This window comes from Cupriavidus sp. FW305-46 (genome assembly GCF_058787075.1).
This window is the reverse complement of the sequence record NZ_JBYSZI010000068.1, coordinates 17,023-31,004: the sequence shown is the minus strand read 5'-3', so window position 1 is coordinate 31,004 and position 13,982 is coordinate 17,023. Positions and strand designations below refer to the sequence as shown.

At 62.0% G+C, this 13,982-nt stretch carries 12 protein-coding genes and 1 pseudogene; 9 read left to right on the top strand and 4 right to left on the bottom strand.

All coding sequences use genetic code 11. The features are described 5' to 3' along the window. The first annotated feature begins 842 nt into the window (after positions 1 to 842). Together AC3WON_RS26440 and AC3WON_RS26435 are read left to right on the top strand one after the other, a co-directional pair. Positions 843 to 2,726: a feruloyl-CoA synthase gene (locus AC3WON_RS26440; RefSeq protein ID WP_492318589.1), complete on the top strand. Its 1,884-nt coding sequence runs from the start codon at positions 843 to 845 to the stop codon at positions 2,724 to 2,726. A gap of 152 nt (positions 2,727 to 2,878) precedes the next feature. Then, the gene (locus AC3WON_RS26435; protein WP_492318588.1) at positions 2,879 to 3,832 is read left to right on the top strand and encodes an enoyl-CoA hydratase/isomerase family protein; all 954 of its coding nucleotides are present in this window, start codon (positions 2,879 to 2,881) and stop codon (positions 3,830 to 3,832) included. A gap of 33 nt (positions 3,833 to 3,865) precedes the next feature. Here the strand turns inward: AC3WON_RS26435 and AC3WON_RS26430 are convergent, their stop codons facing one another. Together AC3WON_RS26430 and AC3WON_RS26425 are read right to left on the bottom strand one after the other, a co-directional pair. Next, on the bottom strand, positions 3,866 to 4,489 hold the full coding sequence (locus AC3WON_RS26430) for an NADPH-dependent F420 reductase (RefSeq protein WP_492353065.1): 624 nt from the start codon (positions 4,487 to 4,489) through the stop codon (positions 3,866 to 3,868). Positions 4,490 to 4,503: 14 nt separating this feature from the next. Further along, entirely contained in the window at positions 4,504 to 5,256 is a 753-nt protein-coding gene (locus AC3WON_RS26425) for an SDR family oxidoreductase (RefSeq protein WP_492318586.1), read from the bottom strand. Between the two features lie 117 nt (positions 5,257 to 5,373). On the opposite strand from AC3WON_RS26425, the gene AC3WON_RS26420 reads away from it, so the two are divergent. Together AC3WON_RS26420 and AC3WON_RS26415 are read left to right on the top strand one after the other, a co-directional pair. Further along, on the top strand, positions 5,374 to 6,306 hold the full coding sequence (locus AC3WON_RS26420; protein WP_492318585.1) for a LysR family transcriptional regulator: 933 nt from the start codon (positions 5,374 to 5,376) through the stop codon (positions 6,304 to 6,306). A gap of 149 nt (positions 6,307 to 6,455) precedes the next feature. Next, complete coding sequence (locus tag AC3WON_RS26415; protein ID WP_492353064.1) at positions 6,456 to 7,082, top strand: tyrosine-type recombinase/integrase; 627 nt, start codon at positions 6,456 to 6,458, stop codon at positions 7,080 to 7,082. Positions 7,083 to 7,384: 302 nt separating this feature from the next. On the opposite strand, the gene AC3WON_RS26410 is transcribed toward AC3WON_RS26415, so the two are convergent. Beyond that, complete coding sequence (locus tag AC3WON_RS26410) at positions 7,385 to 7,726, bottom strand: winged helix-turn-helix transcriptional regulator (protein ID WP_018312229.1); 342 nt, start codon at positions 7,724 to 7,726, stop codon at positions 7,385 to 7,387. 94 nt (positions 7,727 to 7,820) lie between these two features. On the opposite strand from AC3WON_RS26410, the gene AC3WON_RS26405 reads away from it, so the two are divergent. The 5 genes and pseudogenes from AC3WON_RS26405 to AC3WON_RS26385 all read left to right on the top strand — a co-directional run bounded on the left by AC3WON_RS26405 (position 7,821) and on the right by AC3WON_RS26385 (position 12,540). Continuing rightward, entirely contained in the window at positions 7,821 to 8,147 is a 327-nt protein-coding gene (locus AC3WON_RS26405; RefSeq protein ID WP_018312230.1) for a nuclear transport factor 2 family protein, read from the top strand. Next, positions 8,147 to 8,926 (top strand): SDR family oxidoreductase, encoded by a 780-nt coding sequence (locus AC3WON_RS26400; RefSeq protein WP_018312231.1) that lies wholly within the window; start codon positions 8,147 to 8,149, stop codon positions 8,924 to 8,926. Before AC3WON_RS26405 ends, AC3WON_RS26400 begins: the two co-directional genes overlap by 1 nt. 637 nt (positions 8,927 to 9,563) lie before the next feature. Further along, positions 9,564 to 9,853, top strand: a pseudogene (locus AC3WON_RS26395) (hypothetical protein); the annotation flags it as partial. Between the two features lie 319 nt (positions 9,854 to 10,172). Beyond that, positions 10,173 to 10,898, top strand: a complete 726-nt coding sequence (locus AC3WON_RS26390; RefSeq protein WP_492353063.1) for an SDR family NAD(P)-dependent oxidoreductase — start codon at positions 10,173 to 10,175, stop codon at positions 10,896 to 10,898. 499 nt (positions 10,899 to 11,397) lie between these two features. Continuing rightward, positions 11,398 to 12,540 carry a 3-deoxy-7-phosphoheptulonate synthase gene (locus AC3WON_RS26385; protein WP_492353062.1) on the top strand — a complete coding sequence of 381 codons (1,143 nt, stop codon included), beginning with the start codon at positions 11,398 to 11,400 and terminating at the stop codon, positions 12,538 to 12,540. Between the two features lie 349 nt (positions 12,541 to 12,889). On the opposite strand, the gene AC3WON_RS26380 is transcribed toward AC3WON_RS26385, so the two are convergent. Beyond that, positions 12,890 to 13,891 (bottom strand): Bug family tripartite tricarboxylate transporter substrate binding protein, encoded by a 1,002-nt coding sequence (locus AC3WON_RS26380; RefSeq protein ID WP_492318582.1) that lies wholly within the window; start codon positions 13,889 to 13,891, stop codon positions 12,890 to 12,892. Positions 13,892 to 13,982: the final 91 nt, after the last annotated feature.

Sequence of the window (13,982 nt, the reverse complement as noted above, 5' to 3'; positions counted from 1 at the left end):
GGCGGGGGTGGGGCGGCTTTGCGTGGAGACGAGCCTGGGCGCGGTCGATTTTGGCCAGGTTCTCGGCTAGTTGGGCTTGCTTTTGGGCGAGGGTGGGCTCTTGGGGAGCCGGGGTGTTGCTTTGCATGATTACCTCCAAGTGAGTGATGGAGGCTCGCAGTCCGCTGCTAACCGGGGGGGCGAGCACAGGGCCGGGTTAGTCAGTATGACTCCCCTGGAGCAAGGAGGGCTGGCCCGCCGCGAGGAATCAAACGCTCGCACATGACCGGTCAACGAAGCTGGCCGATTGGAAACGAATTTTGACATACTGGCCAGGTATGCAGGTCAGAGGGCGACTGCAAGTTTGTCCGGAACGTTACCGAACCCGTGTTCCGGCGGAGGTCGCTTGTCGGCCAGTTCCGGACCCTCGCCCAACGCTTCATGAGGACATTCAGAGGTCCGCTCTGCCCTGAAAGCCGACGGATGCAACCATCTCAGATCGGACCAGGCGACCGCGACGGCCGACAGACGCTGCAACGTCCTTTCACTGAAACACCGGTGCGGTGCAAAACTCAGTGCTCACGCTCGGCGGTCAGAAAATCGCTCACAGGACCTCCCACGCAGGACTGTGAAGCGGCAAATACGCGCCGCTTACACGCGGCGATACCGTCACACGCATGAGAGCCCGTTCGGAGCCTCGCTGGAAGCTTTCCCACTCCCACCTGACACGGGTGGTAGAGGCCGCCCCCGCTTCTGGCGTAGCGTAGCGTCATTCGATCGCCCAACCGATTTTCCCAATCGGCAAGCGACATCCGCCACGTGCGGCGCGGTTTAAGCTGCCGCAGATTGAGGAGACGCATTTCATGACTGGGCTTTCCGCAGTACGCCCCGACACATCCCCCAAGTACCGGCAGACGGTGTTTCCACAGCGCCGCACGCTTGTCGATTATCGCGACGACGGTACCATCGTATTGCGCTGCGCCAATCCGCCAGCCAACTCCGCCCAACAAGGACTTGGCGAGTACGCTGCACGTTGGGCCGCGCATCGCCCGGACGTCCGTGCGTTTGCAGAACGCGACAGTCAAGGCGACTGGCGGGCCATCACTTGGGCCGAACTCTGGCATCAAATCCTGGCCGTCGGCGCGGCGCTGTTGGACCTCGGACTCGATCGCGATCGACCTCTGCTTGTCCTATCGGGCAACTCGATCGAATTGGCGGTGTTGCTGCTGGCCGCCGAACATGTTGGCGTGCCGGTTGCACCGGTTTCGCCTGCCTACTCTCTGATGAGTCAGGATTTCACGCGCCTGCGTGACGTGGCGGAACTAGTACCACCAGCAGCGATCTTCGTGCAGGACGCAGCCCCATTTGCACGCGCGCTAACCACCATTGCAAAGCCCGGCGTCCCAGTGATCACGGTACACGGCGCAACGGATGGTCAATTTCAGTGGTCCGATTTCATCGCCGCTGAAGTCACCCCCGCGCGCCGGGCTGCCGTGGAGAATGCACACGCGGCAATCCAGGACCGTGACACGTGTCGCGTGCTCCTTACCTCGGGGTCCACCGGCGCGCCAAAGGGCGTGGCTCTGTCGCATGCCAATCTGCGCGCCGTCTCCGCGTACTACCTCGGCAACTTTCGAGCGTTGCTCGACCGCCCGTCCGCGTATCTCGACTGGCTGCCGTGGCACCACGGGTTGGGTGGTGTGCTCAACCTAACGCGCGCCGTCACAGTTGGCGGCAGCCACTACATCGACGATGGACGTCCCCTACCGGGCCAGTTCGATCGTACCGTGCGCAATATGCGTGATGTGGCGCCCACAGTTTTCACTGCTGTACCCACGGCCTGGGCCCTGTTGGTCGCGGAAGCCGAAAACGATCCCATGCTCGCGCGCAACCTGCTTTCAGAGGCGGTGAACTTCTCTTATGGCGGTGCCAGCCTGTCGAAGGATGTCTGGGACCGTATCCACGCGCTATCCGAGAAGACCATTGGCGAGCGCGTGGCCTTCTGCTCCGGACTAGCCTGCACCGAGTCAAGCGGCATCGGTCTCTTTTGCGGTTGGCCTACCGAGACTGCTGGCAACATAGGCGTTCCCGTACCGGGCGTCGAAGCCAAGCTGGTGCCGCTGCCTGGCGGCGACAGTCGCTATGAGATCCGCATCAAAGGGCCGTCATTGTTCACTGGCTATATCAATCGCCCCGACCTGACCGCCGCGGCATTCGACGAGGAAGGTTTCTTTCGAATGGGCGATGCGGTACGCCTGGTCGATCCTGGCGATCCCACTCGAGGCCTGAGCTTTGCTGGGCGCGCGGCAGAGGATTTCAAGCTGGCCAACGGCACATGGGTACGCACTGGTGCGATGCGGCTGGCCCTGGTCGAGCAATGTGCACCGCTACTCAACGATGCAGTGATCTGCGGCCACGACCGCGACTACCTCGCCGCCTTGGCCTGGCCCAATGTGGCCGCCTGCCGCCAACTCGCTCCGGAGTTGGCGGACCTCGATACCGATGCTCTGGCACACCATCCAATTGTCGTTGACGCCATCCGCGCGCGACTACGTGCGCAGTCTACCAGCGCCGCAAGCCTTTCAATTCGTCGCGTAATGCTGATGGCTGAGCCGCCCTCGCTGGACGCGAATGAGATCGCCGACAAAGGCTACGTCAACCAGGCAGCCACCCGTGCGCGCCGTGCGCATCTTGTTGAAGCGCTATTCGACCCGGAGCCAGCCGCGCATATTGCCCGCACGGAGTAATCGTAATGACCCCACAGATTCTGTGATATCGATTTCGGTGCCACTGCTCGAAGAGGCGCGATTTTTTGCGCACCCCACTTCACGCGGCCCGCTCTGCCACCATGCGGAGCATGCGCGCGGTATCTCTTACAGATCTGCAAGAAGGAGAGTTGATGGCGACAGAGACCATCCAATTTCGGGAGTCCGACCTATCGATTGTTGGTGGAGTCGCGGAATTCACGCACCGGCGACCAGAACATCGCAATGCACTGACCACGGAACTGGTGCTGGACTATGCCGACATGCTCGCCCGCGTCGAGTCCGATGAGGATGTCTTCGCACTTGTCATCACCGGCGCAGGAGGTTCATTCTGCGCGGGCGGCAATTTGAAAGCAGTGAAGGAGCGCCTCGGAACAGGCGACAACGTCGCCGCGTCCATGCGCCGAAACCTGACACGCGCTCATCAGACGCTTGCCCGTCTGCGCAGTCTCGACGTGCCAGTGATAGCGGCCGTGGGCGGCGCGGCATTCGGCACGGGTATGTCGCTGGCACTCTCCGCCGATTTCCTGATGGCGTCCACGCGCGCGCGCTTCTGCATGTCGTTCGGGAAACTCGGCTTAATACCGGACATGGGAGCGTTCCACACCTTGCCACGTCTGGTCGGCATGGTGAACGCGCGCGACCTTATGCTAACCGCTCGCGTGGTGGATGCCGAAGAAGGGAAGCAACTCGGCCTTCTACATTCGGTTCACGAACCGGATTCATTGACGAGCGATGCGCTGCACTTCGCGTCCCGCTTCAGGGGGGCGTCACGACGCGCACTGGGCACAACGAAACGTCTAACAGCGATACGTCGGGGGTCCGTGAAGGCGAGCCTTGATTGTTGTTGCCAAGGTGCTTCGAGTCTTAGCGATGGCCGCTTGAAACCCGGTAGCGGCCGTAGAGGTTCCACTAGTCTGAAGGGCCGTTCAGGGTCGGGAGCGGAAGTTCGACGCCGCGGCGGAGGTCGGCGACCGACGGACTTCCGAGTTCGGCCAGAAAGCGACGGCCGGGCTCTCAGACTGAATGGCCGAAGCTCTGCCACAGCGGACGCGTGCACTATATGGAGCTTGCCGGGCCGCCGTTAGAGTTCCTCTTTCGGTTGCTTCCAGTCCCGCCTTTCAAGTCGAGCGCATTGTCACCAAGTTAAGCGCCGCCAATGGTCCTCCAGGAAATTGGTGCTGCCTTCCGCCCACATCGAGCGAACCGAGATCGATGCTGAAAAACCCAAGACGATCGATCAACGTGGCCACCTCGGCTTTGGCGTTCGCATCGTCACCCGATAAAAACAACACGCGGCGGCCACCTTCTGCTTGCGGATCGCCAGACACCAGCGCGGGTTGCAGGTGATTGAACGCCTTGACAACACGCGCGCCGGGCACGAGGTCTGCAAACACTGCGCTCGAAGAGCGGCCATGCAGGTCCGCGGGGCGAAACAGCGGGGCCTCAATTGGGTTGTTTGCGTCGACGACAATCCGCCCGCCAAATTCGGGCAGCCCGCTCAGTGCCAGTGGCAGCTTCGACCAGTTCACAGCCACCAGCACGATGTCCTGCGCTGCGGCTTCCTCGCGCGTGCCCGGGCGAATCGAAGGCCCGATTGCTTTCACGGCATCCCGAAGCGTTTCAGGCCCACGGCTGTTGGCCACCACTGCCTGGATGCCGTGGCGTGCCAGCGCCGTGGCGAACGCCATGCCCATCGCGCCCGCGCCGATGATGCCAATGGTCTTTCCGTAGCTTGCTTGCATGACGAACTCCTTGTTCAAGCGGTGAAGCCGCCATCGGCAACGATCTCGGCACCGGTCACGAAGGCTGCGTCCGGGCCGGCGAGGAATGCCACCACGCCGGCAATCTCATGTGGCTGCCCGTATCGGCCCAAGGCAATGCCGGGCCCTACGATCTCGCTAACCGGGCCGCCGGCGGGGTTCATATCGGTGTCGGTCGGGCCAGGGTGGACGGTGTTGACCGTGATGCCTTTCGGCCCCAGATCACGCACCAGACTGCGATTGAAGCCTGCAATTGCACCCTTGGTCAGCGTGTAGAGCGATGCCGTGGGAAACGCTGCGTAGCGCACCATCGACGAACCGATGTGGATCACGCGCCCGCCCGCCTTCATATGCCGCACCGCTTCCTGTGTGGCCACAAATACGCCGGTCACGTTCACCGCAATCATGCGCTCGTAGGTGTCGAACGGGATGTCCTCGATAGCGCCGCCCAGGCCCAGGCCAGCGTTGTTGACGAGGATATCGAGACCACCGAATGCGTCGACCGTCGCGGCCACGGCTCGGCGCACCGCGGCAGGATCGCCGGCGTCTGCGGCGAGCGCGATGGCCCGGCCGCCGGCCGCTTCGATCTCGCGTACCACCGTGGCGGCCTTATCCGGTGATGCACCGTAGGTCAGCGCCACGGACGCGCCGTCGGCGGCCAGGCGGCGGGCAATGGCGGCGCCGATGGAGCGCGAACCGCCAGTAACTAGGGCGATCTTGCCGACCAGGGAAAGCGTCTGTTGAGTCATTTTTAGCTCCGGTTTGGGTGAATCACAAGGTGTGAACGAAGTATGGGCGTGCGATTCCCCGGTGATTAGTCGCGAATGACTGGAATCAACTTCAAGCGATCGTGTAAGCTGAGTCGGATGGAAACCCTCGCCAACCTCGAATCCTTTGTGCGCAGTGCCGAAACCGGTAGCTTTTCGGCGGCGGGTCGCCGACTGGCCCTGACGCCCGCGGCCGTCAGCCGCAACGTGGCCATGCTCGAGCGCAATCTGGGCGTGCGACTCTTTCAGCGCTCGACACGCAAGCTGACGCTTACCGAGGCTGGCGAACGCTTCCTTGCATCCATCGGCGGCAACCTAGACGCTCTGCAAACCGCCATCGCCGCCATGTCGAACGACCACGGCGAACCGGCTGGCGTGCTGAAAGTCAGCCTGGCCCCGTCGTTCGGCATGGCTTACGTGCTGCCGTTGCTTCCCGATTTCCTGAAGCGTTATCCGGCGATCCGCCCGGAATGGCATTTCGAGAATCGCGCGATCGATTTGATTGCCGAAGGGTTCGACGCGGCTATAGGCGGGGGCTTCGAGCTGGCGCCGGGTCTCGTGTCGCGCGCACTGGCACCGGCGCATGTCGTCGCCGTGGCGTCGCCTGCGTATCTGCGGGAACGCACGCTGCCAGCCGATCCATCCATGCTGAACGTCATGGATGGCATCGTCATGCGCTCCGGACGCACAGGGCGCACGCGCCAATGGACCATGCGCGATGCCGCCGGCAACGAGGTTGCCGCGACCATGCCCGAACGCATTGTGGTGAGCGACCCGGCCGCCATGCGTGAAGCCGCGCTACTGGGGCTCGGTGTAACATTGCTGGCTGTACCTGATGTGTTGCCATGGATTGAACGTGGCGAACTGGTGCGCTTACTGCCACGCTGGTATGCCGATGCAGGCGCCATTTCGCTGTACTACCCTACGCGCACACTGATACCAACCAAGACGCGCGTATTCATCGAATACGTTGTGGAAGCATTTCGCCAAATGCAGATGGCCGAACGCCTGGCAGGCAGCCTCGGCATTTAGCGTTGCCTGCCGAGACATGCCGCTTCGGCGTCCGCTCTGGCCTCAACTTGAGTCACTCGCCAAGCTTTAATGAAGGGTAGGAGTGGGTCGGACAGCGACCGTTACAGCAGGCGCAAACTGAATCTCCTTTCACCTGAAAGGAGATCGTCATGGATACGCGAAACTCCCCCGCCGCGCCTCACGTTCCTTGGAACAAAGGGAAGCTTACGGGTCAGAAGCCGCCCTTGAAGCTCAAGGAAATCTGGGCGATCCGCACCAGACTCCAAATGTCCTCGAAGGCGCGCGAGCTTGCGCTGTTCAACTTGGCCATCGACAGCAAGCTCCGAGCTTGCGATCTGACTCGATTGCTGGTCCAAGACATATGCTACGGCGGGCACGTGGCCGCCCGAGCCACAGTCACTCAGCAAAAGACCCATCGACCGGTGCAGTTTGAGATCACCGAGCAGACCCGTGACAGCGTTGCTGCCTGGATTCGGATACGAGGACTCCGTTCATCTGACCACCTTTTCCCAAGCCGACTTCACGCCTCTGCCCATCTTTCGACGCGGCAGTACGCCCGCCTAGTGCATCGATGGATCGCTTCGATCGGCCTCGATGATTCGGCGTACGGCACACACACGTTGCGCCGAACGAAGGCTTCGTTGATCTACCGGCGCACCAAGAACCTGCGCGCAGTACAGTTGCTGCTTGGACACACTAAGATCGAGAGCACTGTCAGATATCTTGGCATCGAGGTCGACGACGCGCTTGAGATGGCGGAGCAGACTGAAGTTTGATGACATCACGGCCGGCGAGCGGTCGCTTGCGGCCAATTGCGGTCATTGATCGTGTCGTGTTCCAGGACTCTTTTGACTCCATCAACAGACGCTCAAAGCGGTCGAAGGGCCGTTGGCCCGCGCAATAGCTATAGTGCGATAGCTCACGCGGCGCTCTTCCTTAGGCACACGGCTGTAGTTGGGCAGACTCGCATGGTCGCCGTGTTCGAGAGATGAAGCCATTGTTGCGACCGCGGAGAGTCTGATCCGGCTTGGCTTGCTCGGCCAATCAACGGAGATTACCTAGGGCAATCTACTCGGCATCAGACAGCTTTTAGCAACTCGTTGCGCTGCTCCGCCCATTTGAGAAGAGCGTCCAGAGCGGGACAGAGTGCTTGTCCCCAATCAGTCAACCGGTATTCCACCTTGGGCGGCACCTGGGCATAGAGCTTTCTTGCCACGATCCCGTCCGCCTCCAACTGGCGTAGCTGCTGCGCGAGCATCTTTTGCGAAATACCAGGGATGAGCTTCTCCAGATCAGAGAAACGCTGCACCTTGCCATCGAAAAGGTGGAACAGGATGACCAGCTTCCAGCGCCCTTCCAGCAATTTAAGCACTGCTTCGACACCAACTGCGGCCGTGTCGGGGGTGTATTCCTTTCCCATAGGTAGGTAACTTACTTTTCCGTGCGTTCTTGTTCAATAGTAAGTTTATAGCGAAAATTCCTGTATCGACACTTTGCCATCAGAGGCTCCTTGCATGGACATTTCACTACCCGATGCGGTCTCCACTTTTTTTCAGGTGAGCAATGGTGCCGCGCCTTCATCGCTGCGGCGTGCTTTTTCCGAAAAGGCCGTTGTTCACGATGAAGGCCAGACGTATCAGGGACACGAAGCAATCGAAACCTGGCTGGCGGAAGCGCAGCGCAAGTATGCCTATAGCGTAGAGCCGTTGACGTTCGTGCAAGACGACGCCCGCGTCACTGTCGTGGCTCAATATGCTGGCAACTTCCCCGGAGGTCTCGCCGACCTGAAACATGTATTCCGGCTCACGGACCACAAGATTGAATTTCTAGAGATCCACTGATGACCACGAACCGCGAACTCACGGGCAAGCGTGTGCTGGTCACGGCTGGCACGAAGGGCGTTGGCCGCGCCGTCGTCGAACTGCTCGGCGAACTCGGCGCGCGCATCCTGACGACGGCTCGTGCCAAGCCGGACTTCATTCCCGACGCCATGTTCGTCGAAGCCGACCTCACTACGCCGGAGGGTTGCGCCACCGTAGCACAGGCCATCGAAAACCGGCTGGGTGGCGTGGACGCCATCATCCATGTCCTGGGCGGATCGTCAGCCCCGGCAGGCGGTTTTGCCGCGCTGGATGAAACCGAATGGCAGAAAGAGCTGAACCTCAATCTGTTTCCGGCCGTACGACTGGATCGGGCGTTGTTGCCGAAGATGATTGAGCAACGTGCAGGCGTCATCATCCACGTCACGTCCATCCAGAATCGTTTGCCCTTGCCGGAATCGACCACGGCTTATGCTGCCGCCAAGGCTGCACTGTCCACGTACAGCAAGAGTCTGTCGAAGGAAATCACGCCTAAGGGCGTGCGCGTCGTGCGCGTGTCGCCGGGCTGGGTGGAAACCGAAGCGGCAGTTGCGCTGGCAGAACGGCTTGCCAGCCAGGCCGGTACGGATTACGAAGGCGGCAAGCAGATCATCATGGATGCGCTGGGTGGCATCCCGCTCGGGCGGCCGTGCAAGCCGGCGGAAGTCGCCGACCTGATCGCCTTTTTGATCTCGCCGCGTGCGGCGGCGATCAGCGGGGCAGAGTACGTGATCGACGGTGGAACCATTCCCACCGCGTAAGACTGATCCATCTGGACACCGACACGATTCTGCAGTACTCATCGCCCGGGCACCCTATGCGTCCTGGTGTACCGCCGCTGGGTTGGGGCGTGCGCCCCGCGCCGCGGGAGCCGCTGCCATCCGGCTTTGACCCCTGACGGGCGAGTCGTAAGGCTGTCGGTTTCCATCGCCTTTTAAGGCGGTGATGGCGTCGAGCCCGTTGCAATATAAGAAGCGAATCCGATTGTTGCACGCGATCGCTGCTGGTTCGTAGTCACGACGGTGCGACGTCGATTGTCTTTGTTCAGCATAGATTAGGCTCGCCTGTTCGGTCTGCCATCCTCAAGTGACCTTGCGAAGGCCATTCAAAAACTTCGGGGCGCATACTCACCGCACAAACCAATGCCGCGGGACGGTCTGTGCCATAGCATCGAGGGTTCACAACGCACTTTCGGGAGAAGGAAGGCTGTCGACAGGCGCCGAAAAATCTCCCTCACGTATCGCTTTCCGTTTTGTAGGCGTTCCAGTTACAGAGTGTCGAGTCAACCGGGATGTTCCAGTGCCTGATATGTGGTCGTCAAGGGACACTGGCAAGCTGGGTGCAACAGGCTGTTTAGGGTCGACAAGAGACCTTCGTTCACCTTAGATAGCGGGACGCGTCACGCTGGGTCAGTTCCTTGTCACCGGAATCGAGGTGGTCGCGGTCTGGGCGCTGTTCGACCGCTTCGGCGACGTGCAGGGCTGGCGCATCGGCGAAGTGGCGCTGTTCTACGGGCTGGTGAACTGCATGTTCGCCATCGCCGATGCCATCGGGCGCGGTTTCGACGTGCTGGGCAGACCTTTTTGCGTACCGGCGAATTCGACTGGTTTCGTTTTTCTCCTGGCGGCCATCGGCGCATGGCGTACCGGGCTGCGCCACTACACGTCGACTGGCAGCTAGCTGGTCACGGTCTGGGCCGTTATTGAGCTTCAGCCTTCGCGGTGGCGCAGATTGACGACCGCGAGAGGGACTCCGCTGACATCTGACGGCCGGCGAACACCATGTCTGTGTGGCCGCCTTCGACCATGCACGTATTTGTCTGGAAGCGAACAGAGCATGCCCGACGAGGGCTAGTACCGTAGGGATCGGCGGGTGGGCTGCATGGCAAGCCCTGTCGCCGATGACGCGACGAGGCAAGGCTCAGGGCAGTTGCCTGCGTCATAAAGCGGGGCGGCGTCTGCCGTGGGCGCTACCGCTTCTGCGCAGCCATGGCGCGCTGGGGATGCCGTGTCAAATTTCTATGATCTTTCGGGGAAGGCAGCGCTGGTGACCGGCGGTGCAAAGGGGCTCGGCCGGGCGATCGTTGCGCAACTGATCGACAGTGGTGCGCGTGTGCATGCTTGGGATATCGTGCCGTTCCCGATGGAAGGTGCCAGCACTGAGGTCGTCGATGTCTCCGATGCCGGGCAGGTGGGGCTGGCGCTGGCGCGACTGGTCGATGCGGGATATCGCTTCGACATCCTGGTCAACGCTGCCGGCTACCTTGGCCCGATGCAGCCATTCGAGAATCACGAGGCCTCGCAATGGCATCGCATCATTGCCGTGAATCTCCTGGGGACCATGTACGTCGTGCAGGCGATGCTGCCGCACATGTTGCGCTGGGGAGGCGGCCGTATCATCAATATGGGCTCGCTGGCCGGCAAGGAGGGGCTGGCCGGGCTGGCTGCATACTCCGCGGCCAGCGGCGGCGTGGTCGTTCTAACCAAAGCAATCGGCCGCGAACTGGTGAAGCGCAACATCTACGTTAATTGCGTGGCGCCCGGGCCCATGGATACCGACATGATTCACGGGCTCGGCAGCCACGAGGTGGCGGCCATGGTTGCTGATAGCCCGGCCGGGCGCCTGGGCGATCCGGCCGAGGCTGCGCACCTGGTAGCGTGGCTATGTTCGGACGCCAGCCGCTTTAATGCAGGCGCTGTCTTTGACATGTCCGGTGGGCGAGCGCGATTTTAAGGAAGTGCGGATCTTCGGTTGGCATGCCGTGAGATCGATTCGATAATCCGCTCCGACCCGGGCATCTACGGCTTGATCTTCCGCGAATCGCAGCACGCGACACAGACGGCATTCGAGCCAAGCTTCGGGGCGCGAACGGCTGCCGTCTTGCCCGGCTATGGGCATTCGGCGGGCGGCCTGACATAGTAGTTCCCCCGCAAAACCTGGGACCGCTGATTGGCGGTTCGCCAATCTCCATGGTTGGCATTGCGCTGCGCCGGGCTGATAATCACGACAGTGGTCTTGGGAGGATGCATAACGACGAGGGCTGAGGAGGGGGACAGCCAGGTCCTGGCTGGATGCGGCGTTTGCTGGCGCGTACCAGCGCGCCTGGGCCGCCCTTCAGGATCCGTCGCATTGCTACCTGCCGCATCGCAACGACATATTGCCCGGATTCCGCTGCTGCGCCTGACTGGCACCCGCCGGCGGTCTTCCTGTCCCAGTTCTCCAGGAGCTAGCCATGAATGATCCACAGAAATCCCCGTTGACCATTGCCGAAGCTTGGCAGGCGCCGCCGGACCGCACCAGCGTGACTGACGACGCCCGCGTCGAAGACATCATTCCGCTGCCTCCGCCTGAACACCTGATCCGTTTCTTCCCGATCCGGGGCACGCCGGTCGAATCCCTGGTCACCCAGACGCGCCAGCGCATCTCGCGCATTCTGCACGGCAAGGATGACCGGGTGCTTGTGATCATGGGACCTTGCTCGATCCACGATCCGCAGGCGGCACTCGAGTACGCACGGCGGCTGATGGAGCAGCGCCAGCGCCACGCCGGGTCGCTGGAGATCGTGATGCGTGTGTACTTCGAGAAGCCGCGTACCACGGTGGGCTGGAAAGGGCTGATCAACGACCCCTACCTGGACGAAAGCTATCGCATCGACGAAGGCCTGCGCATCGCGCGCAGCCTGCTGGTCGATATCAATCGCCTCGGGTTGCCGGCGGCCGGTGAGTTCCTGGACGTGATCTCGCCCCAGTACATAGGCGACCTGATCTGCTGGGGCGCGATTGGTGCCCGCACCACCGAGAGCCAGGTGCACCGCGAGCTGGCTTCGGGCGTTTCAGCGCCGATTGGCTTCAAGAATGGCACTGACGGCAACATCAGGATTGCCATCGATGCTATCCAGGCCGCATCGCGTCCGCATCACTTCCTGGGCGTGCACAAGAACGGGCAGGTGGCGACGGTGCATACCAAGGGCAACCCGGACTGCCACGTCATTCTCCGTGGCGGCAAGGCCCCGAACTACGATGCGGATTCCGTGGCCGCCGCCTGCAGGGAACTGGAAGCGGCCGGGCTCGGCAACTCGCTGATGGTGGATTGCAGCCACGCCAACAGCAGCAAGCAACACCTGCGGCAGGTCGATGTCGCGCGGGACGTGGCGCAACAGATCAACGGTGGCAGTGGCTCCATTTTCGGGGTGATGGTCGAAAGCCATCTGCTCCCCGGCGCACAGAAGTTCACCCCGGGCGTGCACAGTCCGTCCTCGTTGTCATACGGGCAGAGCATCACCGACGCCTGCATCGGGTGGGACGACTCGGTGGCAGTGCTGGACATGCTTGGCGAGGCGGTCAGTGTGCGCCGTGGGCGGGATTCGCAGCCGTAGGCGTTCCGCATCTACGTCCCCAAGGAGCCGGTGAGGCAATGCGACTGGACCTCACCTCTCCCTGACATTGGTGAAATAGACAAAAGCTCTTTGCATACCGGAATGATCTCTTTTGACGTCGCACAATATCGTCTTGATTTTCAGGCTGTCGCCGTTGTGGTACGCGGAGATTATGTACTGCTCCATCGCGGCGAGAACGGTGGCTCCGGGAGCCTTCCGGACCTGTTGCAACGCCTCTAGCTGGCCCATCCTGCGTCGCATGTGCCTTCGACCAGATTAAGGTCCAATCGATGGCAGGCGTGGGCCAAGCTGCGCCGGCAGCCAAGACATAAGCCGCCGGGCAACAACCTCAATCCAGCGTAATCTTCCCCGCCTTCACAATCTCCGCATAGCGCGTGGTATCACGCTCGATCAGCTTGCGGAACTCTTCAGGCGTACCGCCCACCGGCACAAAACCGAGGTCGGTCAGCTTCTTCGCGACCTCCGGGCTGCGCGTGGCCGCGGCGATTTCCCTGGCCATGCGGGCCACGACCGGTTGCGGCGTGCCGGCAGGCGCCATCAGCCCGGTCCAGGAGCTCATCACGAAGCCGGGGAAACCTGCTTCCTCCATGGTCGGGATGTTGGGCTCGCCCGGCCAGCGCTTGGCGGAGGCCACGGCCAGCACATTGATCTTGCCCGATTTCACATGCGGCATCGGCACCAGCAGCGGGTCGAAGGCGACCGAGACTTCGCCGGACACCAGCGCGGGCAGGATCGGCGCACTGCCGTTGTACGGCACATGGGTCAGCTTGAGCTTCGACTCCATCGCCAGGCGCTCGCCCGTCAGGTGCGCGGAGCTGCCGACGCCGCTGGAACCGAAGGTCAGCATGTCGGGGTGCTTCTTGCCGTAGTCGACCAGTTCGGCGACGGTCTTGACCGGCAGCTTCTTGCTGGAGAACAGGAACAGCGGCAGCTCGGCCATTTCCGCCACCGGCACCAGATCCGTGGGCTTGTAGCTGAGCTTGGAATACAGCGACATGTTCGCGCTGTAGGCGGCCAGCACCGACACGAAGGTGTAGCCATCCGGCGCCGAGCGCGCGGCCACGCCGACGCCCAGGGTGCTGTTGGCGCCAGGCTTGTTCTCGATGATGATCGGCTGGCCCAGCCGTTGCGAGACTCTTTCGAACACGACGCGCGAGACGGTGTCGGTGGAACCGCCCGGCGTGTAAGGCACGATCACCTTGATCGGCTTGGCCGGCCACGCTTCGGCGGCGAGGGCAGTGGGGGCGGTGTGGGCGGCGGCCAGGCCGGCAATGGCCATGGCGGCGAAACGCGCGCTGCGCGCCACGCGATGCTTGATGCTGGACTTCAACTACATCTCCTTCTTTGGCTTCTTCGACTATCCCCTGGCGGGATGCTGCGGCCGGATATTCCGGCCGGCGCAATTATGCGGGACGCAGTTT